This window comes from Allobosea sp. 117 (assembly GCF_000702305.1).
Classification (GTDB): domain Bacteria; phylum Pseudomonadota; class Alphaproteobacteria; order Rhizobiales; family Xanthobacteraceae; genus Ancylobacter.
On record NZ_JNLC01000010.1, the window covers coordinates 698,120 to 723,986 of the forward strand.

The 25,867-nt window shown below is 65.7% G+C and carries 25 protein-coding genes; 6 read left to right on the forward strand and 19 right to left on the reverse strand.

Going from position 1 to position 25,867, the window contains the following annotated elements:
• Positions 1-59 precede the first annotated feature (59 nt).
• Complete coding sequence (locus tag U742_RS0105340) at positions 60-1,013, reverse strand: LysR family transcriptional regulator (protein ID WP_029350775.1); 954 nt, start codon at positions 1,011-1,013, stop codon at positions 60-62.
• A 123-nt stretch (positions 1,014-1,136) separates the two neighbouring features.
• Here U742_RS0105340 and U742_RS0105345 point away from each other — a divergent pair, with 123 nt between their 5' ends.
• Positions 1,137-2,111, forward strand: coding sequence for a Bug family tripartite tricarboxylate transporter substrate binding protein (locus U742_RS0105345; protein WP_038360446.1), 975 nt, complete (start codon positions 1,137-1,139; stop codon positions 2,109-2,111).
• Between the two features lie 82 nt (positions 2,112-2,193).
• Positions 2,194-3,108, forward strand: a complete 915-nt coding sequence (locus U742_RS0105350) for a dihydrodipicolinate synthase family protein (RefSeq protein ID WP_029350779.1) — start codon at positions 2,194-2,196, stop codon at positions 3,106-3,108.
• Between the two features lie 129 nt (positions 3,109-3,237).
• Here the strand turns inward: U742_RS0105350 and U742_RS0105355 are convergent, their stop codons facing one another.
• The 6 genes from U742_RS0105355 to U742_RS0105380 form a co-directional block, all read right to left on the reverse strand.
• Positions 3,238-4,086: a sugar phosphate isomerase/epimerase family protein gene (locus U742_RS0105355; protein WP_029350781.1), complete on the reverse strand. Its 849-nt coding sequence runs from the start codon at positions 4,084-4,086 to the stop codon at positions 3,238-3,240.
• Positions 4,086-4,919 (reverse strand): shikimate dehydrogenase family protein, encoded by an 834-nt coding sequence (locus U742_RS0105360; RefSeq protein WP_081852831.1) that lies wholly within the window; start codon positions 4,917-4,919, stop codon positions 4,086-4,088. Before U742_RS0105360 ends, U742_RS0105355 begins: the two co-directional genes overlap by 1 nt.
• Positions 4,916-6,103: a dihydrodipicolinate synthase family protein gene (locus U742_RS0105365; RefSeq protein ID WP_029350785.1), complete on the reverse strand. Its 1,188-nt coding sequence runs from the start codon at positions 6,101-6,103 to the stop codon at positions 4,916-4,918. Before U742_RS0105365 ends, U742_RS0105360 begins: the two co-directional genes overlap by 4 nt.
• 21 nt (positions 6,104-6,124) lie before the next feature.
• Positions 6,125-7,714, reverse strand: a complete 1,590-nt coding sequence (locus U742_RS0105370) for an acyl CoA:acetate/3-ketoacid CoA transferase (RefSeq protein WP_029350786.1) — start codon at positions 7,712-7,714, stop codon at positions 6,125-6,127.
• 159 nt (positions 7,715-7,873) lie between these two features.
• Complete coding sequence (locus tag U742_RS0105375) at positions 7,874-8,539, reverse strand: TetR/AcrR family transcriptional regulator (protein ID WP_197028176.1); 666 nt, start codon at positions 8,537-8,539, stop codon at positions 7,874-7,876.
• Between the two features lie 68 nt (positions 8,540-8,607).
• Positions 8,608-9,114 carry a MaoC family dehydratase gene (locus U742_RS0105380; RefSeq protein ID WP_051660874.1) on the reverse strand — a complete coding sequence of 169 codons (507 nt, stop codon included), beginning with the start codon at positions 9,112-9,114 and terminating at the stop codon, positions 8,608-8,610.
• A 173-nt stretch (positions 9,115-9,287) separates the two neighbouring features.
• Here U742_RS0105380 and ugpC point away from each other — a divergent pair, with 173 nt between their 5' ends.
• The 4 genes from ugpC (at position 9,288) to U742_RS0105400 (ending at position 13,589) form a co-directional block, all read left to right on the forward strand.
• Positions 9,288-10,343 (forward strand): ABC transporter ATP-binding protein, encoded by a 1,056-nt coding sequence (gene ugpC / locus U742_RS0105385; protein ID WP_029350792.1) that lies wholly within the window; start codon positions 9,288-9,290, stop codon positions 10,341-10,343.
• A 175-nt stretch (positions 10,344-10,518) separates the two neighbouring features.
• Positions 10,519-11,778: an ABC transporter substrate-binding protein gene (locus U742_RS0105390; protein ID WP_038360449.1), complete on the forward strand. Its 1,260-nt coding sequence runs from the start codon at positions 10,519-10,521 to the stop codon at positions 11,776-11,778.
• Between the two features lie 75 nt (positions 11,779-11,853).
• Positions 11,854-12,738, forward strand: a complete 885-nt coding sequence (locus U742_RS0105395; RefSeq protein ID WP_029350796.1) for a carbohydrate ABC transporter permease — start codon at positions 11,854-11,856, stop codon at positions 12,736-12,738.
• The gene (locus tag U742_RS0105400) at positions 12,738-13,589 is read left to right on the forward strand and encodes a carbohydrate ABC transporter permease (RefSeq protein WP_029350798.1); all 852 of its coding nucleotides are present in this window, start codon (positions 12,738-12,740) and stop codon (positions 13,587-13,589) included. Before U742_RS0105395 ends, U742_RS0105400 begins: the two co-directional genes overlap by 1 nt.
• Positions 13,590-13,907: 318 nt before the next feature.
• Here U742_RS0105400 and U742_RS23505 read toward each other — a convergent pair whose 3' ends face one another.
• The 12 genes from U742_RS23505 to U742_RS0105460 all read right to left on the reverse strand — a co-directional run bounded on the left by U742_RS23505 (position 13,908) and on the right by U742_RS0105460 (position 25,841).
• On the reverse strand, positions 13,908-14,138 hold the full coding sequence (locus tag U742_RS23505; RefSeq protein ID WP_248310264.1) for a hypothetical protein: 231 nt from the start codon (positions 14,136-14,138) through the stop codon (positions 13,908-13,910).
• 163 nt (positions 14,139-14,301) lie between these two features.
• On the reverse strand, positions 14,302-15,330 hold the full coding sequence (locus U742_RS0105410; protein WP_029350802.1) for an aliphatic sulfonate ABC transporter substrate-binding protein: 1,029 nt from the start codon (positions 15,328-15,330) through the stop codon (positions 14,302-14,304).
• Between the two features lie 43 nt (positions 15,331-15,373).
• Entirely contained in the window at positions 15,374-16,234 is an 861-nt protein-coding gene (locus U742_RS0105415) for an ABC transporter permease (RefSeq protein WP_029350803.1), read from the reverse strand.
• Positions 16,235-16,244: 10 nt separating this feature from the next.
• Entirely contained in the window at positions 16,245-17,126 is an 882-nt protein-coding gene (locus tag U742_RS0105420; protein WP_051660875.1) for an ABC transporter ATP-binding protein, read from the reverse strand.
• A complete protein-coding gene (locus tag U742_RS0105425) occupies positions 17,123-17,488 on the reverse strand; it encodes a 4Fe-4S dicluster domain-containing protein (protein ID WP_051660876.1) in 366 nt (121 codons plus the stop codon). The genes U742_RS0105420 and U742_RS0105425 overlap by 4 nt, the downstream gene beginning before the upstream one ends.
• Positions 17,485-19,062 carry an FAD-dependent oxidoreductase gene (locus tag U742_RS0105430; RefSeq protein WP_029350809.1) on the reverse strand — a complete coding sequence of 526 codons (1,578 nt, stop codon included), beginning with the start codon at positions 19,060-19,062 and terminating at the stop codon, positions 17,485-17,487. The genes U742_RS0105425 and U742_RS0105430 overlap by 4 nt, the downstream gene beginning before the upstream one ends.
• Before the next feature lie 495 nt (positions 19,063-19,557).
• Positions 19,558-20,811: an SfnB family sulfur acquisition oxidoreductase gene (locus tag U742_RS0105435; protein ID WP_029350811.1), complete on the reverse strand. Its 1,254-nt coding sequence runs from the start codon at positions 20,809-20,811 to the stop codon at positions 19,558-19,560.
• 29 nt (positions 20,812-20,840) lie between these two features.
• A complete protein-coding gene (locus tag U742_RS0105440; RefSeq protein ID WP_029350812.1) occupies positions 20,841-21,653 on the reverse strand; it encodes an ABC transporter ATP-binding protein in 813 nt (270 codons plus the stop codon).
• A 51-nt stretch (positions 21,654-21,704) separates the two neighbouring features.
• The gene (locus U742_RS0105445; RefSeq protein ID WP_029350815.1) at positions 21,705-23,039 is read right to left on the reverse strand and encodes an ABC transporter substrate-binding protein; all 1,335 of its coding nucleotides are present in this window, start codon (positions 23,037-23,039) and stop codon (positions 21,705-21,707) included.
• 43 nt (positions 23,040-23,082) lie between these two features.
• The gene (locus tag U742_RS0105450; RefSeq protein WP_038360451.1) at positions 23,083-24,129 is read right to left on the reverse strand and encodes a branched-chain amino acid ABC transporter permease; all 1,047 of its coding nucleotides are present in this window, start codon (positions 24,127-24,129) and stop codon (positions 23,083-23,085) included.
• 3 nt (positions 24,130-24,132) lie between these two features.
• Complete coding sequence (locus U742_RS0105455) at positions 24,133-25,023, reverse strand: branched-chain amino acid ABC transporter permease (protein ID WP_029350819.1); 891 nt, start codon at positions 25,021-25,023, stop codon at positions 24,133-24,135.
• Positions 25,023-25,841: an ATP-binding cassette domain-containing protein gene (locus tag U742_RS0105460; protein WP_029350821.1), complete on the reverse strand. Its 819-nt coding sequence runs from the start codon at positions 25,839-25,841 to the stop codon at positions 25,023-25,025. Before U742_RS0105460 ends, U742_RS0105455 begins: the two co-directional genes overlap by 1 nt.
• Positions 25,842-25,867 lie beyond the last annotated feature (26 nt).

A 25,867-nucleotide genomic window follows, 5' to 3' on the forward strand; every position in this document is an offset into this window, starting at 1 on the left:
CCCGTGGCCTCGCGAGGGCCTCGCGGGAAGCGTCAAGCTCCATGGCCTAAAAATATAGTTTAGGTTTCAGAGGCGGTAGCGGCGTAGCGCTCGAAGGCGTCCCTAAGCGCGCCCATCGCCTGGCCGATAGTTGGCGTGCGCCGTGCGGCCAGTCCAATCGGAACCGTCGGCAGCTCGGCATCGGTGCGAATAAGGCGGAGCGCGCCGGAGTTCAGGTCATCTTTTGCCGTCGATCTTAAGGCGGCGGTGATGCCCAGGCCTGCTTTGACATAGTTGATGACGGCCGGGATGTTGACCGACTCGATCACCGGTTCGGGCGGAATAGCGCCGGCCTGAAGGCATGCGCGCTGGACAGTCAAACGCAGAGTGAAGGTCTGCGGCGGCATGATCCAGTCGGCGGTCGCCAAGTCGGGCCAGGAAACGCGCCTTCCTGCCCAGGGGTGACGTGGGGAGCAGACGATGATCACGCGCTCCGAATGGATTTGGTCCAGCAGGAATTCGGCCCGCCCCAGCACCTGAAGCGCTTCCGGCGTCATCACCGTGAGGATGGCGTCCAGATCGCCGTTCAGCAGTTGATCGGCCAGCGGGATGATCCGACCCTCGACCAGGTGGATGCGGAGCCGCGCATCCGCGGCCCTCAATCGTTCGATGACGCTCGGCATGATGCGCCACGCGACGAAGGGCGCCGTGCCGAGGCGCAGCAGCGCCCGCTCCGAGCCCAGCGTCTCCGGCTTGATGTGCCGCAGCGCGTCGAGCCCGTGCAGCAGCAGGCGCGCCTGCCGGGCGACCTCGCTCCCCAGCGGCGTCGGGGCGACACCGCGGGAACTGCGGATGAAGAGCTCGTGGCCAATGAGCGTCTCGACCTCCCGCAGGCTCTTGCTCAGTGCCGGCGCTGTCACGTTCATCAGGCCCGCCGTCGTGCGCAGGCTGCCAGTGTCCGCCAGCAGGCGAACCATCTCCAGTTGCCGGAAACGCAACTGCTGGAAGGCGTTACGTCCAGTATCCGATTGCATGTTAGCCGTAGGTTTACACGGGAGAACGAAAAGAAAATAGATGCTTTCAAATCAAGTCCATAGCATCTCCTTCAGTGTCCATGCCGTCGAAAAGAACGGCAGGCTGTTTACCAGGAGGAAGCGATGAAGGGTCTAGGCCGCCTGCATACGGTAATCATATCGGCAGTTCTATCGCTGGGAGTCGGTCATGCCTCGGCGGCCGATTCCTATCCGACGCGTCCAATCACCATGATCGTGCCGTTTGCCGCCGGCGGGAACAACGACGTTTCCGGGCGCGTGCTCGCAACCAAACTGGGCGAGATCCTCGGCCAGCCGGTCGTGGTGGAAAACCGCACCGGTGCGGGCGGCGCCATAGGTGCGGGAGCCGTCGCCAAAGCCGCACCCGACGGCTACACGCTCGGCTTCCTCAGCAGCGGTCCGCTCGCGGCGAATGTGAGCATCTCGAAGCTCTCCTACGATCCCAGGAAGGACTTCGCGGCCATCGCGCGCTTCACGGTCAGCCCCAGCGTGCTGGTGGTGGCTCCCTCGTTCCCTGCCCGGACGCTCGAGGCCTTTATCGCCTACGGCAAGCAGAAGCCCGGCGAGCTGAATTACGGAACGGCTGGGCAGGGCTCCTCTCCCCATCTCGCAGGAGCACTGTTCGAATCCATGTCGGGTGTCACCATGGCGCCGATCGCGTACAAGGGCGGCGCGCCCGCGCTCACCGACGTCATGGGCGGACAGATAGAGGCGGCGTTCAATCCGATCCTCGAAGTCATGCCGCAGGTCAATGCCGGCAAGCTGAAGGCTCTCGCGGTCACCACCAAGACGCGTTCCTCGCTCCTGCCCGATGTCCCGTCCATCAGCGAGCAGCTACCCGGCTTCGAGGTGCTGACGTGGAACGGCCTGGTCGGGCCCGCCGGCCTGCCGCCCGCTATCGTCGAGAAGCTGAATTCTGCCGTACGGGAAGCAATCAAGGATCCCTCCGTGCTGGCACGGCTGAAAGAGCTCGGGCTGGAAGTCGCCGTGTCCTCGCCGACCGAGTTCCAGGCCTATATCGACGAGCAGATCGAGCACTTCGCCAAGCTGGCCCGCATCGCGAAGGTCGAGATCAACTGACGCCGCCAAAACAACCTGACGCAGCACATCAGCGGACCTCGTCGCGCCGCATCGCCGCCTCTTGCCCTGCATGGAGACAGGAATGCCCAAGATCTTCCAGCCTTCCGAGATTGCCGGCATCCTGCCGCCGCTTCTGACGCCGCTCTCCGACGACGAGACGATCGACATCTCCTCGCTGCGCGAACTCTCCCGCTTCATGCTCCGGCAGGGCGTTCATGGCTTGGTCGTCGGCGGCAGCTCAGGAGAGGGGTTCAATCTCTCGGTGGATGAACTGCGCACGATGACTGGCGTCGTCGGCGAGGAACTGGGCGAGAGCGGGCCGCTTATCGCTGGCGTCATCGCCAACAGCACACGCGACGCCATCGAGCGGGCGCGCGCCATCTCCGACCTCGGCGTGTCCGCGCTCCAGCTGACGCCGGTTCACTACATCTACAAGACTGACGAGGAGGCGATGATCCGCCATTTCCGGGAGGTCTACGATGCCGTGGGCATTCCGATCATCGTCTACAATGTCATTCCCTGGAACTATCTGACACCCAGCCTCCTGCTGCGCATGATGCGCGAGGAGCATGGCGTGATCGGCGTCAAGCAGAGCGCCGGGGATCTCAAACTCCTTGCCGACCTGCTGCTCGAGGCTGGTCCTAAGGATCGCATCTTCGCGGCGATTGATGCGCTTCTGTATCCCTCAATGGCGCTCGGCGCCCATGGCGTGATTTCCATGCTTGCGGCGGCGGCCCCGCGTCAGTGCCTCGAGCTGTGGGAAGCCGTGCGGCGGGGCGACCATGCAACTGCGCTCGGCCTGCACAGGAAGATGCTGCGCCTGTGGAATGCGATCTTCGCCGACAACCGCATCGCAACCTCGAAATTCGCTCTTTCGCTTCAAGGCGCCCCGCTGGGAATTAGCCGGCGGCCGACTCCCGCGGTTACGCCTCAGCAGCAGGCGGCCATTCGGTCGGCAGTCGCCGATCTGAACGCTCCCGTCGCGAATGTCGCTTAGGTCACGCGGGGATCCAAATCCGTAAAGATGTTTCGGTTGTTGCGCAGTCCGGCGCAGCAGTTCGGGTTGTCCGAGACGCAGGGCATCGCCAAGGCGTTCTTGCGCAGGGACGACGCTCGTCTTCTTCGCTTAAGCAGAAGTTCCGCTAGCGGTGCGTAAGCGATCCGCACAGACCCGCAACGTTTCTTCATTTTCAGTGGACCACCACCGAGTGGAGAAAATCTCGATCTCGGCGTAACCCTCGAAACCGGTCGCGTTGACCTGATTGGTCATTGCCGAAAGATCAATGACACCATCGCCGATCATGCCGCGATCCATCAAAAGGTCGGTGGTTGGTACCAGCCAATCGCAGATATGAAAGGCGTTGAGACGACGCTCGCTCCCGGCGCGCCTGATGCCTGCGGCGAGGTCCGGGTCCCACCAGACATGATAGGCGTCGATTGCGACGCCGATGCCCCCGGCATGGTCGGGGTCGAGCCGGGCGCACATGTCGAGTGCCTGCGCCAGCGTGTTCACGCAGCAGCGATCGGCCGCATACATCGGATGCAGCGGCTCGATGGCAATGGACACGCCGAGCGTGCGCGCGTCGACCAGCAGGCGAGCGAGCCCTTCTTCTACCTGAGCACGAGCATCGCCGATGTCGCGGCTCGCCCGGGGGAGCCCACCAGCGACGATAACGAAGCAGGCGGCGCCCAATGTTGCAGCGTCCGCCAGCGCCCGCCGGTTCTCCTGGTATTGAGCCTCCCGTGTCGCGGCGCTGTCGGTAGGGATGGGCGAGCTGCGGCAATAGCCTGAGACCGAAAGGCCCGCCTCGCGTATCTGCCGGGCAATCGCGACGACATCGCCGCCCTCGACCTCGCGGCGCCATGGCGCGATGGCGCCGAAGCCGTGGCGGGCCACCTGCTCGATCACCTTGCTGATCGGCTCCTTGTAGCCGAGCGTCGCGGTGTTGATTGAGCAGCGTGCGGGCGTCAGCATCAGGCAGGTCCCAGCCCGAAGAAGTCGCAGATCGCGTCGACCTGACCTTCCAGCATGTGGACGCCGGCATGGGTGGTGCAGCCGAGCCGGGCGGCCTCGGCAAGCAGCGGCGTGACCGCCGGCTTGAGCACGATGTCCACCACCAGCGTCCGGGCTTCGAGACGGTCGATCAGGACAGGAAACGGATCGCCCGGCTTCATGCCGATCGAGGTGCAGTTCACGACAACCCCGAATCCGGAAGGATCAGGTGCGCCGACATCCACGCCGATGCTGTCGTCGGTCTGCATGAGCTCGTCGGCGACGGCCTGTGCACGGGCCGTATCGACGTCGAAGAGGCGGATATGTGCCGGTCGCGCGTCGAGGACTGCGTGCGCGACGGCTCGTCCCGCCCCTCCGGCACCGATGATGAGCACCCGGCGGCCGGCCAATGCGTGACCCTTGGTCTGCACGCCCCGCACGAAGCCGATGCCATCGAAATTGTCGCCTACAAGCCGTCCGCCGCTCTTGCGGATGACATTCACCGCGCCGATGCGGCGCCCCATCGGCGCAATGTCATCGATCAGTTCCGAAATCCCGATCTTGTGCGGGACAGTGACGACGAGGCCGTCGAAGTTCCGGGTGCTGCGGAACATGCGGACCAGGTCGGCAAGATCGGCGGGCGCCACGTGAAGCGGCACAAGAACGGCTTCGACGCCGCGGCGTCGGAAAGCCGTATTGAACAAGCCGGGCGAGCCGGCCTGCGCAATCGGGTCCCCGACGATGGCATAGAGTCGCGTGGCTCCCGAGAGGGGAAGCGGCAGGCCGGCGATATCGGGCAACGGCGACGAGTTCACGCCTCCACCCCGCGCACCGCCAGCACCGCGCGCATGCGGCGCGCCGCTCGCTCCGGGTTACTCAGGAGGCCAGTCGCGTCCGCCATCCGGAATATCTCGGCAAGATGGAGCGTCGAGCGCGCGCTCTCCAGTCCGCCGGCCATGGTGAAATGGTCCTGATGGCCGTTCAGATAGGCCATGAAAACAACGCCGGTCTTGTAGAACTGGGTGGGCGCGGCGAAGAGGTGCCGGGAGAGTGCCTCGGTGGGCTTCAACAGGGTGCGATAGCCCTCGACATCGTTCGCCGCGAGGCGGCCGAGCGCGGCCGACGCCACCGGGGCGATGGCGTCAAACGCGCCGAGAAGCGCGTGCGAATGACGCTGGCCGTGGCCCTCGATCAGCTCGACATAATTGAAGTCGTCGCCGGTATACATCCGCACGCCGTCCGGCAGGCGATCGCGCAGCGCGACCTCGTGTGCCGCGTCGAGCAGCGAGATCTTGATGCCGTCGACCTTCGCGGCGTGCTCGGCGATGATCCCGGCGACGACATCCATGGCCGCGCCGATGTCGGACGATCCCCAGTAGCCGGCCAAAGCGGGGTCGAACATGTCGCCGAGCCAGTGCAGCACCACCGGTCGGTCGACTTGCCGCAACAGGCGTCCATAGACGGCGAAATAATCGTCCGGTCCCTTGGCCACGCGGGCCAGCGCGCGCGACGCCATGAGGACGAGACGACTGCCGGCAGCCTGGATCGCCTCGATCTGCTCCTCATAGGCGCGCACGACGTCGTCGAGCGAGCGCGCGTCGGAGGGTGCGAGCTGGTCCGTGCCGCACCCGGAGACAACGAGGTGATTGGGACCGGCGGCCGCGCTGGTCCGCCGGATCAGTTCCAGCGAGGTCGGCCAGTCGACGCCCATGCCGCGCTGGGCCGTGTCCATCGCCTCAGCGATGCCGAGTCCCAGGCTCCATAGATGCTCGCGAAAGGCGAGCGTGCGGTCCCAGTCCACCACGGAATTCATCCACGGATCGCAGGGGGCGAGCGGATCGACCACGACGTGACCCGCCGCATAGGCGATGCGCGTGAAGGGGCGTTCCGGCGTGGTGGCAACGACCGGTGTGCCGACGAGGCGATAGGCCTCCAGCACGCCATCAACGCGAGGGAGCGAGAGGGAGAGGTCGGAAGAGCCCGTCGTGGTCGATGTCATGACGTTTTCCCTGCTGGAACTTCAGGATGCGGCGCGCAGCCGTTCGTGCACGCGCCATTCGCCGGCCATCTCGGCGGCGATGCCCATCGGCTCGGGGCGGAACAGGCGCGCATCCATGCGTTTCAGCTCCGGGGCGATCCGAGGCCGGAAGGCCATCTGGCCGAGCACGTCGCGCTCGAGGTCGATGCCGGGGGCGATCTCGATCAGTTCGAGTCCGTTCTCGCCGGTGCGGAACACAGCGCGCTCGGTGACGAAAAGCGTGGTCTGCCCGCGCGAACGGCCATAGGGGCCGCTATAGGCGACCTGCTCGACGGTCTCGACGAATTTGCGGTGCTTGCCCTCGTTGAGGATGACGAGCTCGCCATTCTCCGCCTGCACCTTCAGCCCGCCGGCGGTGAAGGTGCCGCCGAACACCATGGTGTGGGCGTTCTGGCTGATGTTGACGAAGCCGCCAATGCCGACGACCCGGCCGGCGAAGCGGCTGATGTTCACATTGCCGGCGCAGTCAACCTCGACGGCCGAGAGGAAGGCGATGTCGAGGCCGCCGCCGTCATAGAAATCGAACTGATAGGGCTGGTCGATCATCGCCCAGTAGTTACGTGAGGCGCCGGCATCGAGGCCGGAGGCCGGCGCACCGCCGATCAGCCCCTGCTCATTGGTCAGCACCACCTCGTCGAGCAGTCCTTCCTCCGCGCCGACGAGGCCGATGCCGGTACAGATCCCAGAGCCGATGTTGCAGATCGCGCCGCGCCGCAGCTCCATGGCGCAGCGGCGGGCCACGATCTTGCGCTCGTCGAGCGGCAGCTTGGGAAAGCCGTGGAGCGGCATGCGTAGTTGGCCGGCGAAGGCAGGGTCGAAGAAGGTCTGGTAGGTCTGCTTCTGCTCGGCGTCGACGACCACGGCATCGACCATCATGCCGGGGATTTTCACGCTCTTGCCGGGCAGGGTTCCGCGACGGGCGAGGCGCTTTACCTGCACGACGACGAGACCGCCGCAGCGGCGCGTCGCCTGCGCCATGGACAGCATTTCGCCGAAGATCGCCTCGTCCTCCATGGAGACGTTGCCGTCCTCGTCGGCGGTGGTGCCGCGCAGGAAGGCGACATCGACATGGAAGGGCTTGTAGAACAGCCACTCGCGGTCCTTCAGCGTCACCAGCTCGACCAGATCCTCGGAGCAGGCCTTGCTCTGCTTGCCGCCGGCGAGGCGCGGATCGACGAAGGTGTGCAGCCCGACATGCGTCACGAGGCCCGGCCGGCCCGCCGCAATCTCGCGGATGAGCTGGGAGAGCGCACCCTGGGGGAGAGTGTAGCATTCGATGGCGTCGCGGCTCGCCATCTCGGCTATCGGGGGCGCGTCGACGACGGTGCCGCAGACCACGCGGCGGATGAGCCCTTCATGACCGAAGCGCGACGCGCCGGCTTCCCCGCGATTGCCGAGACCGACCGGATGGATCGTGGTGAGCGCCCTGGGCTGCTGCTCGGCGAGGAAGCGCTGCTCAACCGCGGCGATCAGCGCCTCGGGCACCGCATGACCCGAGCCGGAACCGCCGATGAGTATCGTGTCGCCATCGCGCACGAGCGCGGCTGCGGCCGACGCCGTGAGGACCTTCATCCTGAGACTCCAGAAGGATGGGGGCGCCCGGCGCCCATAAACTTACTTATCAGTAAGTCAGAGTCTGGCCGTTCGCAAGCCCTGCTTTGGCCGCGGGCGCGGTTGTCGCTACGCGAGGCGGAGCGGTTTCGTGGCGATGGCGAGGGGGCGACGCGGTCTCTAGTGGGCGGCGATCGCGACCGCGCCGGCAGGAGCGTAGGCGGAGAGCATCACCCGCGAGAAGGCTTCGAAGAACTGTTCGAGCCGCTCGAAATTGCCGGCATCCTGAGTGAAGACGGAGGAGCTGTTGACGATGTTCACCAGCAGGAAGGCGATGTCGTCCAGTGGGGCGTCGGCAACGAGCTCTCCCCGGTCATAGGCGATTTGCACAGCGACCCGGACCGAGGCCTGGACATTGTCGGTGAAGGAGGCGAGCGATTCGCGCGCGCCGGGACTGAGCACCTCACCCTCAAGTCGCAGGCGTCCGATGAGGCTCCACGGCTGGCCGCTCTTGCGGCCGCGATTGAAGGCCTTGTAGCGGGTCTGGTTGAAGGCGGCGACATCCATCAGCTTCTGCGGCAGCGAGCGGTCAGGGTTCTCCCAGATTTCCTTGTGCTTGGCGCAGGTGCTGGTGACGTAATCGCGCACGACCTCCTCGACCAGCTTCTCCTTGTTACCGAAGTGGTAGTGGATGTTGGTCGTGGTGATGTCGAGCCGGTCGGCAATATGGCGGAAGCTGGTGCCATGATAGCCGTGGCGGATCAGGAGTTCGGTCGCCACCTTCTTGATGTTGTCGCGCATCGACAGGCGGCTCGCCGCAGGTTCTCCGTCGGATTTGCGCGCCATCGACTGGTGACTCCCCAAACGCGGATCGCTCGCGTGAAGCGAACAGATGAGCAAGCTGCGGCAATCGGTCAAGCCGATGCCGTGGCCTCCGGCGTCCGCCCGCCCATCATCAACAGCGTCTGGCCTTCCTGCACGACCGTTCCGTCCTGGTTCAGCACCTTGACCTCGAAGGTGACGATCCCCCGGTCGTCCCGGCGCGTGGGACGCTTGGCGTGCACCTCGAAGCGGGCGGCGATGCGGTCGCCGATGAGGATGGGCGCCCTGAACGACCAATTCCAGCCGAGCGTCGCTATACCCAGAAGCCGCACCGGGCAGCGGGTCTTCAGCCCGTCGGTCAGTGCGAGGCCGAGAAGTCCATGGGCGATGCGTGCAGGAAAGCCCTGTTCGCGCGCGAACTCGTCGTCCATGTGCACATCGAACAGATCGCCGGAGATGCCGGCATAGCCGACGACATGCGCCTCCGTGACGGTGACGCCGGAGGTGAGAAAGAACGCTCCCTCGGTCAGGTCGTCATAGCCATAAAGGCCGGGGGGCAGCGCGCCGGGCGAAGGCAGTGTCGTTGCGTCAGCGGTCATGGCCTACTCGTCATCAAACTTACTTATCGATAAGTAACTTCGCATTGACCGCGTCCAAGGTCAATGCTAGCTCTCTGGACGAGCGTCAGCCTTCCGAAGGCACAAGAGGCGCAATGGAAGCGCAGTGCCGCGCCTGCCTCGGGTGGCGGACCCAAGATCGTGAGACCCTCTTCATGGCATCGGTGACCATCCGCGACGTCCACAAGAAGTTCGGGGAGGCCCACATCCTGCGGGGTGTGTCGGTCGACATCGCGGATGGGGAATTCGTCATACTCGTCGGCCCTTCCGGCTGCGGAAAGTCGACCCTGCTCCGCACCATTGCGGGGCTGGAAAGGACGACGGCGGGCGAGATCCGCATCGGCGAGCGGGTCGTGAACGACGTCTCGCCGAAGGACCGCGACATCGCCATGGTGTTCCAGAGCTATGCGCTCTACCCGCACATGTCGATCTACGAGAACATGGCCTTCGCGCTGTCGCTGCGCGGCGAGCCGAAGGAGGAGGTCCGCCAGCGGGTGGAGAGGGCCGCGCAGATCCTTGGCCTCATGCCGCTGCTGGAGCGGTATCCGCGGCAGCTTTCCGGTGGGCAGCGCCAGCGTGTGGCCATGGGGCGCGCCATCGTGCGGGACCCGCAAGTGTTCCTTTTCGACGAGCCGCTATCCAACCTCGACGCGAAGCTGCGCGTGGCCATGCGAGCGGAGATCAAGGAGTTGCAGCAGCGGCTCCAGACCACGACCGTCTACGTCACGCACGACCAGATCGAGGCTATGACGATGGCGGACAAGATCGTCGTGATGCGGGATGGCGTCATCGAACAGATCGGCGCGCCGCTCGATCTTTACGACAGGCCCGACAATCAGTTCGTCGCCGGCTTCATCGGCTCACCGAGCATGAACTTCCTCGAAGGCCGCTTCGAGAACGGCGCGTTTCGCGCCGGCGAGGGAGTGGTGTTGCCGGCGGGCAAGCAGTGGAAGGCGACGCCGGAAGGCGATGCGGTCTACGGCGTACGCCCCGAACATTTCCGCATCGATGAGGCGGGCATCGAGGTCACCGCGGTCGTCGTCGAGCCGACTGGATCGGAGACGGAGGTGCTGGTCCGGGTCGGCGGTGCTGAGTTCAACTGCCTGTTCCGCAGTCGGGTTCCGGTCCGGGCGGGGGAGCGGATCCGCGTGTTGCCGGATGCCGACCAGGTGCATCTGTTCGACCGGACGACCGGCCGCCGCGTGAGCTGACACGGCCGCTCGATCGACGTTTGCGCCGCCCGAAATTGACTTATCGATAAGTAAGTTTAGACTACACCGGCATAAGGCGCGACAAGCGATGGGCCGCACCCTTGCCGCGTATTCGAAGCGTCTCGAGAAACGTGGACGCGAGAGCGAACCCGGCCCAGCAACGGAGGAAATGACAATGACGCTTTCCCTGCCGCGTCGCGCCCTGCTCATGGGCGCGGGTGCGCTTGCGCTGGCCTGCGGTGTGCTCCATCCCTTCGCCACGCCGGCGGTGGCCCAGGAAACGCTGGTGATCAATACCGATCGCAGCGGCGCCGGCCAGAAGGCGGCGATGAACAAGATCGTCGCCGATTTCGAGGCCGCCAATCCCGGCGTCAAGGTCACCGTCAATTACAGTGACGTCGAATCCTACAAGACGTCGATCCGCAATTTCCTGGTCGCCAGCCCGCCGGACGTCGCCTTCTGGTTCACCGGCGCGCGCATGCGCGCCTTCACCAAGCGCGACCTGTTCGCCGACATGAGCGGCTTCTACGAGCAGAACAAGCTTGAGAAGCCGATGCAGCCGTTTCTTGCCGCCGTCACCGACAACGGCAAGCAGTACATGATGCCCACCAACTTCAACACCTGGGGCTTCTTCTACAACAAGGAGGTGTTCTCCAAGCTCGGGGTCGAGCCGCCCAAGACATGGGATGAGCTGATGGCCATTGCCGAAAAGGCCAAGGCAGCCGGCATCGTGCCGTTCACCATCGGCACGCGCGACCTGTGGGCCAATGCCCTGTGGTTCGACTACCTCACCAAACGCATCAATGGCCTGGACTTCTACATGGGCCTGATGAACGGCACGGAAAGCTACACCGATCCGCGCATCAAGAAGGTGTTCGATACCTGGCGCGTACCGATCGAGAAGGGCTATTTCCTCGACAATGCCTCCTCCTATGGCTGGCAGGAAGCGATCCCGTTCCTGGCACAAGGCAAGGCGGCGATGTATCTGCTCGGCCCCTACGTTCTCACGTCGCTCCCTGAAGAGGCGCGCAAGAATATCGGCTTCTTCCCGTTCCCGACGGTGGATCCCTCGGTTCCCAATATCGAGCAGGTCTCGATCAATGGCGTGGGCATCCCGAAGGGCGCGAAGAACAAGGAGCTGGCGCTGAAGTTCCTTGCCTTCCTGGCCCAACCGGAGAACCTGTCGGCCTTCGCCAAAGGCGGCTCGGTCGTGCCGGCCCGTACCGACATCCAGATCGACCCGAACGACTTCGCCTCGGTGCAGATGGAGCAGGTGCGCAACTCGGCGGGCTCGTCGCAGTTCTATGACCGCGACACCGATCCCGAGATGGCACAGCAGGGCATGAAGGGCTTCCAGGAGTTCCTCGCCAAGCCCGACCGCGAGGACGCGATCCTGCAGCGCCTCGATGCCACGCGTAAGCGCATCTTCAACTGACGCGGCCGGGGCCCGCCATGGTGGGCCCCGATGTCGACGGGGCCATCCCGACCCCTCCATCGACCCGAGGTTTCCATGCTGCGCATCTGGCGCCAAAACCAGTCCTGGCTGACGCCGCTCGTCCTGCTGTTCCTGCCGCTCGCCTTGTTCCTGATGATGATCGTCTGGCCGATCATCCAGAGCATCGTCATCAGCTTCTACGAGTGGGACGGTACGGGCCCGGCTACCTTTATCGGGCTGGACAATTATCGCGAGCTGTTCGCCGATCCGCAGTTCTTTACCTCGCTGAAGAACAACATCATCTGGATCGCTCTGTTCCTGCTCGCGCCGGTATTCGGGCTAGGTCTCGCGCTGTTCCTGAACCAGCCGCTGGGCGAAATGCGCATCGTCAAGTCGGTGTTCTTCATTCCGCTGGTGCTGGCGAACGTCATCATCGGCGTGGTGTTCACCTGGTTCTATGATCCGACCTTCGGCATCCTCGCCATCGTTATGCGGTTCTTCGGCTTCGAACCCTTCGCCATCCTCTCGGACGAGCACTTTGTCACGTTCGGCATCGTCTTCGCCGCGCTGTGGGCGCAGACGGCCTTCTGCCTTGTGCTGTTCCTTGCCGGACTGTCGCAGCTCGATGGCGAGCTTATCGCCGCGGGGCGTATCGACGGAGCCTCGGGCTGGACCTTGCTGCGCCACATCGTGCTGCCGCAGCTGCGCGCGGTATCTTTTGTGGCGACCATCATTACGGTGATCGGCTCGCTCCGAAACTTCGACCTCATCGCGGTGATGACGCAGGGAGGGCCGTATGGCAGCTCGACCGTCCTCGCCTATCAGATGTACGACGCCACGATCTTCAGCTACCGGGCCGGCTATGGCGCGGCGATCGCCACGGTGCTGTTCCTCATCATGAGCATCTACATCGCCTTCTTCCTGCGGCACACGCTGCGTCGCGAACAGAGGGGCGCCTGATGTATCCCACGCCCGTCACGGAACGTTCGCCTGCCGTCCGGCTGAGCTACCGGCTCGCGCTCTACGCGGCGATGCTGGTGTGGATGCTGCCGCTCGTGGCCATCATGATGACGGCCATCCGCTCGCAGTCCGACCTGCTTGCCGGCAATTACTGGGGAGCGCCGTCGCGTTTCTCGCTGCTCGACAATTACCGCGAGGTGTTCGCGACGTCGCCCATGTGGGGCTTCTTCCTGAACAGCGTGACGGTCACCGGGACGACGGTCATCCTCGTGCTCATCCTCGCCACGATGGCGGCGGTGGCGCTCGCGAAATACCGCATCCCGGGCAGCACGCTGCTGTTCGCCATGTTTATCGGCGGCAACTTCATTCCCTACCAGATCCTGATGATCCCGGTGCGCAACATGGTTCTCGGCGTCGGGCTTTACGACACGGTCTGGGGTCTGGTGCTGTTCCATACCGCGTTCCAGACCGGCTTTGCGACGCTGTTCCTGCGCAACTTCATCATCTCGCTGCCGAACGAACTCTTCGAGGCCGCTCGCATCGAGGGCGCCACCGAACTGCAGATCCTGCGCCGCATCGTGCTGCCGCTGCTTCGCCCGGCACTGGCAGGGCTGGCCGTGCTGATCTTCACCTTCGTCTGGAACGACTATTTCTGGGCGCTGGTGCTGGTGCAGAGCGATTCCGCCAAGCCCCTGACACTCGGCATTGCCGGCCTCAAGGGTGAATGGCTCACTGCCTGGAACCTGATCTCGTCAGCGGCACTCTTCGCGGCCCTGCCGCCGGTGTGCCTTTTCTTCCTGATGCAGAAGCACTTCGTGGCGGGCCTGACGGCGGGAGCGGTGAAAGCGTAGTTCGTTCACCAGCGAATGCGGCCGTGTCGCACCAAGAGCAGAAATGGATCGTCGTCCGATAGCGGACATTCGGCTTCGCGCCCCGATCTCGGTCATTGATCGGGCAACGGCCTCGGCCCAAAAGCGGACATCAGCGGGTTGGGGCACGTCGGCACATTTGCGCCAAAGAGCAGTCGTTGAGACAAATCTGGAAACCGGACATTTGCAGCGCGGGCCATGCAAGGTTCCGAGTCTCACTGAAGAACCAACCTGAAGGGAAATTGTACGTCGACACTTCGCCGCCGGCCTTGGACCGCCGCTGCCGGCCTTTGTACGCCTCTAAGCTCCGCCCTGCGCAATCGAATCGACAGTGTCGCTCGGCCGCCGTGCTCCGCCGGTTCTCACCACCGATTGAGCGCGCTGCAGCTCCGGTACGACGAGGTAGACGAACTCCTCGAAGCAGCCAGGCGTATAGGTGGCGATTAGCGTGAACCCGTTGGCATCGCCCTCGCCGAGGAAGGTCTCCAGCCTGTCGGCGATGTCCGCCGGCGTGCCGCCCAGCACCGGCATGCCCATGCCCTGCGCATAGATGAGCGCCGCCTCGCGGATGGTGACCGGGGCGCCGTCGCGTATAGACGATTGATTCGAACGGGCCCTGAATGCCGGGCACCTCGATGTTCTGGATGTATTCGTCAAGGTCGCAATTTGAGAAGTCGAGGCGGAAATGGCCGCCTCAGTTATTCGCCAGTCTCTTCAGCGCCGCATCATAGAAGGAACGGTCGATCCACTTGTCGTAGTCGACCTTGCCCTTGAGCAGGCCCGCCTCGGCCATGAAGGTTTCCTCCGCCTGGAGCGCCCGCACCGCCTCGTTGGTAATCTTCGGGTCCTGCCAGAACTTGCCCTCGTTGTAGGTGGAGCGCACCGCCTTCTCGCTGCTGCCCGTCTCCTTCACGAAGATCTGGATCGTCTCTTCCGGGTGCGCATCGGCCCAGCGGGCGGTCTTGATGTCGATGGCGAGCAGCCGCGCGACGATCTCGGGGTAGGTGCGGGCAAAGGTGCCGTTCACGCTGAGGACGTGCGGCACGGCCCATTCGCGCTTGCCGGAAACGCCGGCGTCGAAGATCACGCGCGCGCCGCCGGCTTCCACCAGCTTCTGCGCCGGACCCGTGCTCTCCACGATGGCGTCGATGTCGCCACGCGCCAGCGCCGGCCCCGAGCTTTCGATGCCGATGTTGAGCAGCTCGACCTCCTTGACGGAGACGCCGGCCTCCTTCAGCGCCTTCGCGAAGGTCGAGTGCCGTACGGTGCCGGTGAGCACCGCGACTTTCTTGCCCTTCAGCTCGGCGATGGTCTTGAGTGGGGAATCCGGGCGGACGACGATGAGCGTTTCGTTGGACGGCACCCAGCTCGACAGGCCGATGGCCTTCACGTCCGCCCCGGCGGCGCCGAGGCGCAGCGACGGGTTGTTGCCGATATAGGTGAACTCGATGGCGCCCGAACCGAGGGCGACCGATGCCGGCCCGCCGCCATCGAAGGTCGCCAGCTCAACGCGGATGCCGTCCTTGGCGAATTCCTGTTCCAGCAGTTTCTCGTTGCGGTACAGGATGAATTTGAGGTGCCCCGGCGCGGTCGAGCCAATGCGGATCACCTCCGGCTTGTCAGCGGCGCGGGCGGGGAGGATGCCGGCGAACGGAGCAACGGCGACGAGGCCGAGCCCCTGGACGATTTGCCGGCGCGAGGGGGAGAAGGGACAAGGAGCCATGGCCGGTGCCTTTCGGGAGAGGGGGTGAAGGGGGACGGCGCCGTCAGACGGCGCCCTTGTCATCAGAGATGCGCCAGCGCGTCGTCCGGGCCTCGAAGGCCACGAGGCCGTAATTCAGCAGGAAGCCGATGATGGTGAGCGTCAGGATGCCCGCATACATGCGGTCCGTTTCCAGCATTAGCGACGAGTTCTGGATCAGGAAGCCGATGCCCGACTGGGCGGCCAGCATCTCGGCGGCGATCACCGAAAAGAGCGAGCTCTTCACCCCGAGCCGCGCGCCCGCGACGATGGAGGGCACGGCGGAGGGCAGGATGACCTTGCGGAAGAGGTCCCAGTCCGATGTGCCCATGGAGCGCGCCGCCTTGATGTGCAGCGGATCGACCGACTTGACGCCGACGATGGTGTTGACGAGCAGGAAGAAGACCGCAGCGTAGAAGGTGATGGCGATCTTCGAGGCCTCGCCGATGCCGAGTACGAGGATGAAGACCGGCAGCAGCGCGAACTGGGACGTGTTGCGCAGCATCTGCACCAGGAAATCGCTGAGCTTCTCGAACCGCGCGTAGCGGCCCATCAGCAGCCCGAGCGGAATGGCGACGACGACCGCCAACCCAAAGCCGATGGCCGCGCGCTGCAGGCTGATGCCGATATGCTCGAAGAGCAGGCCGCTGGTGATCATGTCGCCGAGCGTCGCCAGCACCTGGCTCAGCGGCGGGAAGAAGATCGCGTTCATCCAGCCGAGCCGCGGCGCAAGCTCCCACAGGAGAGCCAGCACGAGCAGCGCCGGCAGGCCGAGGCCGACGGTGTGGACGGTCTGCCGCACGGAGGAGGGCGAGGGCAGGAAGGCCGGCCGGCTCCAGAAGACGCGCGGGGGAACATCAGTCGACTTGTCGGTGGCGAGGGTCATCGTCCTGTCCTCAGTCGTTGTAGGCGGAGGCAAGGGCCCAGTCGCGCTGCGCCTTGCGCACCTCTTCCCGCAGGGCGCCCCACACGCGGGCGCGATAGGCGTTGAAGGTGTCGCCGTTGCGGATCTCGCTGTCGCGCGGGCGGGGTAGGTCGACCTCGACGCTCTCCTTCACGCGGGCGGGGCGCGCCGTCATGACGACGATCCGGTCGGCTAGGAAGATGGCCTCGTCGATGGAGTGGGTAATGAAGACGACCGTCGTCTTGATCTGCTCCCAGATGCGCAGCAACTCGCTTTGCAGGATGTCGCGCGTCTGCGCGTCGAGCGCCGCAAAAGGCTCGTCCATCAGCAGCACCCGCGGGTCGGTCGCCAGCGCGCGGGCGATGGCCACGCGCTGCTGCATCCCGCCTGAGAGCTGTGACGGGTAGCGATCCTCGAAGCCCCTCAGGCCGAACAGGTTGAGGAAATGCTGCGCCCGCTCGCGACGGGCCACACGGCCGACCCCTCGGACCTCCAGCGGATATTCGATGTTCTGCAGCGCCGTGCGCCAGGGGAAGAGGGCGTATTGCTGGAACACATAGGCCGTCTCCGGGTGCGGGCGGACCACCTTGCGGCCGTCGATGGCGGCAAAGCCGGCGGTCGGCTCCGTCAGCCCGGCGATGATGTCGAGCAGGACCGACTTGCCGCTGCCCGAAGGCCCGACGATGGTGACGAACTCGCCCTGCCGGATATCGAGGTCGACGCCCGATAGCACGGGGATGCGGTCGCTCACCTTGCCGTCCAGCGTCACGCTCTGGCCCGGCTTGAGCTGGAAGGTCTTGCGCACGTCGCTGATAGCGATGCGGCTGGTGGCCGCGCCGCTCGCGGACGGTGTTATGGAAGCTGGCGTGCTCATGGTGCTGTGCTCTTCGTTCTGGCCGGCGCCCCGGTCAGCGAGGCCTGGCGAAGCCGGTGGGTAGGGTCGCGATCGGCACCGCCTTCGCGGCCCTTCCTCCAGCCGAGCGCTCGCGCATAGCTGCCGAACAGGCCGGCCTCGACGACCGTGCTCTCGGTGATGCCGGTGACGTGCTCAGGATCGGTCGCGACATAGAGCGCATCGACCGGGCAGTAGATCTCGCAGAGGAAGCAGGTCTGGCAGTCCTCCTGCCGGGCGATCGCCGGCACGTGGCCGGGCACGGCATCGAACACATTGGCGGGGCACGCCTTCACGCAGACATTGCAGGATGTGCAACGGGTCTCGGACAGGACCTCGATCATGACGCCGCGGCCTCGGCGGGCTGGATGTCGAAGCCGAGCAAGGGCTGGTCGACGCCGGCCATGGAGATGCGGCGCATCTGGGTGGGGTCGCTTCCGGCGGTGTCGAGGCGCCGGTGCATGCCGCGCGTCTCGGTCCGCAGCATCGCCGCACGGTAGGCCCAGCGGCTGGAGGCAAGGAGCGCGGCGGCTTCGCGCAGGCGGAAGGCGGTGGCGCCGCTGCCCTGCGCATGGTCGCGGATCGTCCCCCAGGCTGCGTCGAGGCGCGCAAGCGAGCCGTCGAGCTTCGGTCCGCTGCGGAAGAAATTGCGATCCAGCGGCAGCATCTCCTCGCGCACCAGCGCGACTGCTTCCGCCGGATCGACGGCGTGCGCGGCGGCTGCGGGCCGCAGCCCCGCCTGCCCGACCGGCCGCACCGTCCGCTCGTGCGCCCGGCTGCCGAGGCCCAGGGCGAAAGCGGCGGCTCCATTGCCGGACCAGACGCCGGTGGCGATCGCCCAGGAGGCGTTCGGGCCGCCGCCGCCCGTGGCCGCACCCGCGATGTCCTGGCGCTCCAGCGCATCGCCGGCGGCGAAGAGGCCGGGAGGGCCGACGTTGCAATCGTCGTCGGTGCGCCGCAGGCCCCCCGTGCCGCGCACCGTGCCTTCCGAACGCAGGGCGATGGGAAAGGCGTCGTTGAACGGATCTATGCCGGCGCGATCGAAGGGCAGGAAACAGTTGGGCTGGCCGCGACGCAGCGCATCGGGAAGGGCGCCAGTCGCCCGGTCGAGGCGCGCATAGATCGGGCCTTCCAGCGATTCCCGCGCCAGCACCGGAAAGCGCTGGCCGGGCGGGATGTCAATGGCCGAACCGTCCGTCCGGTAGAAGCTCGCCCAGAAATAGGGGAGCCCCTTGTTAACGGAGGAGTGCAGCGGGACGATGCCGTACTGGTTGGAGAACTCCATGCCGGAGAGGCTCGCGCCGAGCTCAGCGGCCATGAGCTGGCCGTCGCCGGTGAGCCCGGTGGCGCCGAGGATGCGCGAGCCGAAGGCGCAGCCGCCGGTGGCGATCACCACGGCGCCGGCCCGTGCCTCCCAGTTGCGGTCGAGTTGCCGGGCGTAGCCGGCGGCGCCCGCCACCACCCCGCCGGCCACAAGGAGCTCAAGCGCGGGATGATGGTCGCGGATCGTCACGCCGGCGCGCACGAGCTGCGTCCGAAGGAACCGCATGTAGTCCGGCCCCCGCAGATTGGCGATGTAGAGATCGCCCTCGTCGTCGCGCGGGAAGGGGTAGCCGCGCTCGGCGAGGAGGTTGAGGTGCTGCGTGGCGGCATCGATGACGCGCCCCATCTGCCGCACATCGGCCAGCCCCTCGGCCTGCTTCACGCGTTCGGCGACGAGACGGGCTCGCCGCTCCGGCGTGGTGGCGAACCAGGTTCCAGTGTTGGAGGGCGCGGTAGCGCCGCTCGTGCCGACATAACCCTTGTCTACGAGCACGACGCTGCACCCGGCCTCGCGCGCCGCAAGCGCGGCCCAGCAGGCCGCCGGCCCGCCGCCGATGACAAGTACGTCGAAGTGAAGCCGGACGACGTCAGTCATGGCGCTCTACCCGGCCAGAGACCATGGCCGGATGCCGCGTCCCGGCCTCCGGCCGCGTGGCTGAAGGCTGAACGACGTCCGATGCAAGCGCGCCAAAGGTGGGGAGCAGCATAAACGCTCCATTTATATATTTAGTCTATAGATAACATCTATTAAGTAGCATACGTCAAGTCAGTTCGAGCCCTGTCAGACGAAGCGCTCGAAATCGTGCGCCATGGGGAGGCAGTGCCCGCAATTGAATGCGAAGGGCAGCGGCCTGATGCCAGCGGCCCTATGCTGCTGGGAATCGTGCCGCTCGATCGCCTAGCTTCACCACGCTGGCAGGATCGCGCCCTTGAATGTCGACCTGAGCAGGCTAACCAAGCGCGTCAGGGATGCAGCCCGCGAGCCGGAACTTCTGAAAACAGATGCTTGTCGGCGACAGGCATTCGGACCGAGCATCTGGGAGGCCCGCTAGCTTATCGAGCGAAGCCTCCCTCCCTGCCCGACGAGTCCTCAGCTCCAGGCGTGGAGCGGGGGCTTTTCGCCGTTCAGGGCGTAGTTGCCGAGGATTGCATATTTCCACCGCACCGGGTCGTGCAGCGTATGGGTCCGCGCATTACGCCAATGGCGGTCGAGATTATGCTCGGCGAGCGTCGAGCGGGTGCCGGCCAGTTCGAACAGCTTGTTGGTCGCGGCAATCGCTACCTCGGTGGAAAGGATCTTCGCCTCCGCCGTCGCGATCTGGGCCCTTGCTACGGTCTCGGCGTTCGGGTTCTCCACCGCCTCGTCGATGGCCCAGCCGGCCTTGTCCTGCAGGGCCTGTGCCGCGTGCAGGCGCAGGCTCAAATCGCCGACCGCCTGGATGGTGTAGGGGTCCTGCCAGGCATGGTCGAGGCCGCTATCGATCCAGGGCCGTGACTTGCCGCGCACGAAGCGCACCGTTTCATCGATGGCGGCCTTCGCTATGCCGGTATCCACGGCGACCTGGATGATCTGGAAGATGGCGCCGTCGGCGGTCGGGCGCTCATAACCCTTGTAGCCGGGCACGAGATGGGTCTTGGGCACTTTCACATTGTCGATCAGCACCGTGCCGGAAAGCGTGGTGCGCTGGCCGAAGCTCGACCAGTCGTCGATCACGGTCAGGCCGGGCGCGTTCCTGTCGGCAATCGCGTACCAGGCGCGCCCTTCCTCATCGAGGGCGACGATCGGCACCAGATGAGCAAGGATGGCGCCGGTCGAATAGAACTTCCGGCCGGTTACCACCACATGGTCGCCGGCATCGGTGAAGCGGGTCTCAAAATCTGCCGCGCGCTTCGAGCCGAACTCGGAGAAGGCGTTGCCGAAACGCGTGCCCTTCAACACCTCGGCAAAGAGCAGCTTCTGTTGATCGGGATCCGAGACGGTGCGGATGGCGGCGACGACGCCGAGGTGGTTCTGCGAGATCTGGCCGATCGAGGAGTCGGCCGCGGAGATGATCTCCACCACCTTGGCAAGGGTGGCGTAGGAGACCTCCGGCCCGCCGAACGCCTTCGGCACGTTGATCGACCACAGGCCGCTCTGCGAGAAGGCATCGAGCTCGGCGAGCGGCCAGATGCGTTCGCGATCGCGCTTGCCGGCTTCCTTCTCGAATTCCACCGCGAGTTTCTCGGCGACTGCGATGGCCTCCGCGTCGCCGGAGATGATGTGGGCGGGCGTATCGGGACGCGCGACGCCGGGAATGGCTGCGCCGGCGTTCTCGACGCTGGTGTAGATCTTCGGAACGGTCATGGCGGTATCCTCTGATGGAACGGGTGGGGTCAGGCCGCGGAGCGGGAGCTGCCGGCCGGCAGGCCTTCCCGATGGGGTGTGCCGAGCCCGAGATAGAAGGCCTTGATGTCCTCGCGCGCCCGCAATTCGGCGGCCGGTCCCTCAAGCACCGCTCGGCCGTTCTCGAGGACAGTGGCCCCATCAGCGTAGCGCAGCGCGACGGTCGAGTTCTGCTCGGCGACGAGGATGGTCAGACCCTCGTTCTCGTTGAGCTTCTTCAGGGTCTGGAAGATGGATTCCACCACCAGCGGGGCGAGCCCCATCGAGGGTTCGTCGAGCACGAGAAGCCGCGGGCGGGCCATCAGCGCGCGGCCGATGGCGGTCATCTGCTGTTCACCGCCTGAGGTCAGGCCGGCGCTGGCGCGGCGCTTCTCCTTCAGGCGGGGGAAGAAGGCATAGACCTTCTCGAGGTCCGCCTGCGCCTCCGCGCGGCTGGAACTGCGCCCCAGCGCGCCGGTGAGCAGGTTCTCCTCCACGGTAAGCGAGCGGAAGCAGTGCCGTCCTTCCAGCACCTGCACGAGGCCGCGACGGACGAGGTCGGCCGGGCTGGTCTGCTCGACGATCTCGCCGTCGAAGCGGACATGGCCGCGGGTGATCTGCCCGCGCTCGGCGGGGAGCAGGTGGGACACCGCCTTGAGGGTGGTGGTCTTGCCCGCGCCATTGGCGCCGAGCAGCGCGCGGATCTCGCCGCGGCGGACCGACAGGCTTACCCCGCGCAGCGCGACGATGGCGTGGTTGTAGGTCGCCTCCACCTCATCGAGGATGAGCAGCGGAGCGTCGAGCGCGGATGTCGGACTGGTCATGGCGGAAGCCCAAGGGAGAGAGCGCGCGGCTCGATCGCCGCGCGCTCGGTTTCAGTTGGTCACCTTGTCGGCGTCGTCGGCGGTGCGCAGCGTGATGCCGTGCTCCTTGGCATAGGCCTCGGACGACTTCTCAATGATCGGCCGCAGCAGCGCCCAGTCCGGGGCGATCCAGTCGGAGACGACCTTCCACTTCGTCCCATCCCACTGCTGGAAGGTCACGAGGCCATCGCCCTCATGGTTGTCCCAGGTGACGTTGATCGAGTGGAACAGGCCCTTGGCGCCCAACGCCTCGACGCGCGCGGGATCGAGCTTGAGGTGTTCGAGGCCCCAGCGGACCTCGTCGCCGGTCAGGGTGCGCTTGCCGAACTTCTCCTGCGCGATGCGGATCGCCTCGACATTGAGGATGCCGTTCACCACGCCGAGATTGTGATAGACGCTGCCGATGCGCTTCTGGTCTTCCAGATTGCCCTTGCCGCCGCCATAGACGACCTTCTGGATCTCCTGCAGCACCGGATATTCCGTGCCGGAGGCCTGGGTGGTGATGGCGGTGTAGCCCTTGGCGGCGTCACCGGCGGGGATGACGTCTTCCTCGGAGTTCGACCAGACATTGCCGATGATGCGGTCGGCCGGGAAGCCGGTCTTCTGCGCGGTCTTCAGCGCCACCGGATTCATCACGCCCCAGCCGCGCAGCACCACGTAGTCGGGCTTGGCGCGGCGGATGGTGAGCCACTGCGCCTGCTGCTCGTTGCCGGGGTGCGGCACTTCGATCTGCTGCACCTCGAAACCGTATTTCTTGGCCAGCAGCTCGTAGATCGGGATCGTCTCCTTGCCATAGGGCGAGCCGTGATAGAGGACGACGATCTTCTTGCCCTTCAGCTTGTCGAGGCCGCCTTCCTTGGCGGCGACGTAGTTCACGATGCCGGAGGTCTCGCTGTAGGGATTCAGCAGCAGCGGGAAGATGTACTTGAACACGCGCCCGTCGGTGGAATCGGTGCGGCCGTGGTTGATGGTCAGCAACGGCACCTTGTCGGCGCTTACGCGGTCGATCAGCGCATAGGCGATGCCGACCGAGAGCGGGTTCCAGGTGGCGATGCCAGGACGGTTCTTGAACCGCTCATAGACCTCGACGCCCTTCTCGACCTCGTACTGGGTCTCGCCTTCGTCCCAGGTCAGCTTGACGCCGTTCACGCCGCCGTCGCGGATGTTGATGAGGTTGAGATAGTCGATGAAGCCGCCGAAGAAGCCGGTGCCGCCGGCGGCATAAGGGCCGACGCGGTAACTCTGCAGCGGGAAGAACTGCTCATCGGCGAACGCCGAAGAGGCCAAAGGCACGAGGGCGAGCGCGGCGGAGACCGCAGTCGCCTTGAGAAGACGTGAAATGCTCATGGAAAGCCCCATTGAGTCTCGGTTGAAATGACAGGGGAAGCGCTCAGGCAAGGCCGCAGCCGGCGATGCGACGCGCGATGCGGCGGCCGAGTTCGGCGAGGCCTTTCGGCTCAGCGATCAGGAACAGGATGATCAGCGCGCCAATGACGATGCGCTGGCTCATCTCGACGGTGCCGGAATCGACGATGCCGCCGAGCAGCTCGCCGCCGAGTCGCGACAACAGCAGCGGGAACACCACGATGAAGCCGGCGCCGAGAAAGGCGCCGCGGATCGAGGCCAGCCCGCCGATGATGATGATGAAGAGGATCTGGAACGAGCGGTCGAGATTGAAGCCCGCGGGTTCCACCGTGCGCAGATAGGCGAAGGCCCAGAGCACGCCGGCGATGCCGATGATGAAGGAGGAGATCGAGAAGGCGAACAGCTTGGTGCGCAGCACCGGCACGCCGATCACCCGCGCCGCGGTCTGGTTGTCGCGCACGGCGACGAAGTTGCGTCCGGTCTGCGAGCGGGCGAGCCGCCAGGCGAGGAAAGTCAGCACCGTTACGATGCTGAGCGAGAACAGATAACGTCCCGCAGCGCTGTCGAAGGAGAAGCCGGCGAGCACCAGCGGCGGAGCGTTGATGACGCCGGACGGATTGTCGTTCGAGAACCAGCCGAACTTGGTCAGCGCCCATTGCACGAAGAACTGCGCGGCGAGCGTGGAAACGGCGAGATAGAAGCCGCGCAGCCGCAGGCTCGGAAGGCCGAAGAACAGCCCGACCGCCGCCGCCGTCAGCCCCGCCAGCACGATGGATACGAGAAAGGGCAGCTCTGGAATGCGCAGGTTGAAGTTGTAGGCGCCGAAAGCCCCCACCGCCATGAAGGCGGCCGAGCCGAGCGAGACCTGCCCGCCATAGCCGGTGAGGAGGTTGAGCCCGACCCCGGCCAGCGCCAATGCGAGGAACGGCGTCAATATCGCCTCGAACAGATAGTCCGAGCCGATCGCGGGCAGCACGCCGAAGGCGACGACGAGGATCGCCGCGATGGCGAGCCGGCCCGTGATCACATGCGGGGCGCTGCGATCGAATGGAGATGTCGCGGTGATGGACATGGCTCAGACCCGCTCCACCAGCCTCTGGCCGAACAGGCCGGAGGGGCGCACGAGGAGGAAGGCAAGGGCGATGACATAGGCGAACCAGCTCTCGATGCCGCCGCCAAGGAAGGGGCCGATATAGACCTCGGCAAGCTTCTCGGCGGCGCCGACGATGAGCCCGCCGACGATGGCGCCGGCGATGGAATCGAAGCCGCCCAGCACCAGCACGGGCAGCGCCTTGAGCACCACGAGGGATAGCGAGAACTGCACGCCGAGCCGTGCTCCCCAGAGCAGCCCGGCCACCAGCGCAACAACACCGGATGCGGTCCAGACGATGGCCCAGATGCGGGTGAGCCGCAGCCCGACCGCGAGCGCGGCGAACTGATCATCGGCCACGGCGCGGAAGGCGAGGCCGACACGGGTGTAGCGGAAGAACAGCGTGATCAGCGTCACCATCAGGGCCGCGGTGGCGGCGGCGAACAGGTCGAAGCTGGAGATGAAGACGCCGCCGACCTCGAAGGGGATGTCTTCAATGCCGAGGTCGAGCCCGTGGACCTGCGTCCCCCAGAGCAACTGCGCGCCGCCCTCGATGACGTAGGACAGGCCGAGCGTGGCGAGGAACAGCGTGATCGGCGGCTGGTTGACCAACGGGCGCAGCACCACGCGCTCGATCAGCGTGCCGAGGATCGCGAGCAGCACCAGAGTGAGCCCGATGGACGCCCAGAAGGGCACGCCACGCTCGTGCAGGCTGACGAAGGTGAGCGCCGCGAACAGCAGCAGCGCGCCCTGCGCGAAATTGAGGACGCCGGAGGTCTTGTAGATCAGCACGAAACCGATGGCGACGAGGGAATACATCACCCCCGAGAGCAGGCCGCCAACGAGAACTTCGAGGAAGAACTGAAACTCTTCCATCACACGGTCTCCACGGCTGCGAGGTCGGGGGCGTCGAAGTCATGGGCGACGCCGAGATAGGCATCGATGACGCGGGGATCGACGGCGATCTGCTGCGGAGTGCCGTCGGCGATCTTGCGCCCGTAATCGAGCACGGCGACCCGATCGGAGAGGCCCATCACCACCCCGATATCGTGCTCGATCAGCACGATGGTGGTGCCGTAGGCATCGCGCGCCTCGCGGATGAAGCCGGCGAGTTCCTGCTTCTCGCTCGCGGTCATCCCGGCCATCGGCTCGTCGAGCAGCAGCAGGCGCGGGCGGGCGACCAGCGCGCGGGCAAGCTCGACACGCTTCTGCAGCCCGTAGGACAGCGTGCCGGCGGCGCGCCCGGCGACATGGGAAAGATGCAGGAACTCCACCACAGCTTCGGCCCTGGCACGGTTGGCCGCTTGCTCGCGGCGCGCGCGGGGCAGGCCGAGCACCTGCCCGAGCGGGCCGGAACGCACCGTTGAGGTCAGCCCCATGGCTACGTTCTCGACGACGCTGAGGCCTGCAAACAGGGCGAGGTTCTGGAAAGTGCGGGCGATGCCGAGCCGGGCGAGCCGGTCGGTCGGCACGCTGGAGAACTCCTTGCCGCCGATGCGCACGCGCCCTGTGCTCGGGCGGTAGAGGCCGCTGATGACGTTGATCAGCGAGCTCTTGCCGGCGCCATTCGGCCCGATGACGGCGCGAATCTCGCCCGACGCCACAGTGAGATCGACGTCGGCGAGCGCGGTCACGCCCCCGAAGGCGAGTGAGACGCCCTCTATGGCAAGGACGGGCTCGCATGGGCTGGTCACGCCGTGTCCGGCGAGCTCTTGCGCCC

Excerpts from the sequence above, each read along its gene's own strand:
- U742_RS23505 (WP_248310264.1), bottom strand. The coding sequence starts at position 14,138 with ATGCCGGTGCTGGGCGGCACGCCGGCGGACATCGCCGACAGGCTGGAG.
- U742_RS0105415 (WP_029350803.1), bottom strand. The coding sequence starts at position 16,234 with ATGACCCTCGCCACCGACAAGTCGACTGATGTTCCCCCGCGCGTCTTC.
- U742_RS0105430 (WP_029350809.1), bottom strand. The coding sequence starts at position 19,062 with ATGACTGACGTCGTCCGGCTTCACTTCGACGTACTTGTCATCGGCGGC.
- U742_RS0105370 (WP_029350786.1), bottom strand. The coding sequence starts at position 7,714 with ATGAAGGTCCTCACGGCGTCGGCCGCAGCCGCGCTCGTGCGCGATGGC.
- U742_RS0105420 (WP_051660875.1), bottom strand. The coding sequence starts at position 17,126 with ATGAGCACGCCAGCTTCCATAACACCGTCCGCGAGCGGCGCGGCCACC.
- U742_RS0105435 (WP_029350811.1), bottom strand. The coding sequence starts at position 20,811 with ATGACCGTTCCGAAGATCTACACCAGCGTCGAGAACGCCGGCGCAGCC.
- U742_RS0105450 (WP_038360451.1), bottom strand. The coding sequence starts at position 24,129 with ATGTCCATCACCGCGACATCTCCATTCGATCGCAGCGCCCCGCATGTG.
- U742_RS0105400 (WP_029350798.1), top strand. The coding sequence starts at position 12,738 with ATGTATCCCACGCCCGTCACGGAACGTTCGCCTGCCGTCCGGCTGAGC.
- U742_RS0105340 (WP_029350775.1), bottom strand. The coding sequence starts at position 1,013 with ATGCAATCGGATACTGGACGTAACGCCTTCCAGCAGTTGCGTTTCCGG.
- U742_RS0105390 (WP_038360449.1), top strand. The coding sequence starts at position 10,519 with ATGACGCTTTCCCTGCCGCGTCGCGCCCTGCTCATGGGCGCGGGTGCG.
- U742_RS0105395 (WP_029350796.1), top strand. The coding sequence starts at position 11,854 with ATGCTGCGCATCTGGCGCCAAAACCAGTCCTGGCTGACGCCGCTCGTC.
- U742_RS0105445 (WP_029350815.1), bottom strand. The coding sequence starts at position 23,039 with ATGAGCATTTCACGTCTTCTCAAGGCGACTGCGGTCTCCGCCGCGCTC.
- U742_RS0105440 (WP_029350812.1), bottom strand. The coding sequence starts at position 21,653 with ATGACCAGTCCGACATCCGCGCTCGACGCTCCGCTGCTCATCCTCGAT.
- U742_RS0105380 (WP_051660874.1), bottom strand. The coding sequence starts at position 9,114 with ATGACCGCTGACGCAACGACACTGCCTTCGCCCGGCGCGCTGCCCCCC.
- U742_RS0105365 (WP_029350785.1), bottom strand. The coding sequence starts at position 6,103 with ATGACATCGACCACGACGGGCTCTTCCGACCTCTCCCTCTCGCTCCCT.
- U742_RS0105410 (WP_029350802.1), bottom strand. The coding sequence starts at position 15,330 with ATGGCTCCTTGTCCCTTCTCCCCCTCGCGCCGGCAAATCGTCCAGGGG.
- ugpC (WP_029350792.1), top strand. The coding sequence starts at position 9,288 with ATGGCATCGGTGACCATCCGCGACGTCCACAAGAAGTTCGGGGAGGCC.
- U742_RS0105345 (WP_038360446.1), top strand. The coding sequence starts at position 1,137 with ATGAAGGGTCTAGGCCGCCTGCATACGGTAATCATATCGGCAGTTCTA.
- U742_RS0105355 (WP_029350781.1), bottom strand. The coding sequence starts at position 4,086 with ATGCTGACGCCCGCACGCTGCTCAATCAACACCGCGACGCTCGGCTAC.
- U742_RS0105425 (WP_051660876.1), bottom strand. The coding sequence starts at position 17,488 with ATGATCGAGGTCCTGTCCGAGACCCGTTGCACATCCTGCAATGTCTGC.
- U742_RS0105375 (WP_197028176.1), bottom strand. The coding sequence starts at position 8,539 with ATGGCGCGCAAATCCGACGGAGAACCTGCGGCGAGCCGCCTGTCGATG.
- U742_RS0105455 (WP_029350819.1), bottom strand. The coding sequence starts at position 25,023 with ATGGAAGAGTTTCAGTTCTTCCTCGAAGTTCTCGTTGGCGGCCTGCTC.
- U742_RS0105350 (WP_029350779.1), top strand. The coding sequence starts at position 2,194 with ATGCCCAAGATCTTCCAGCCTTCCGAGATTGCCGGCATCCTGCCGCCG.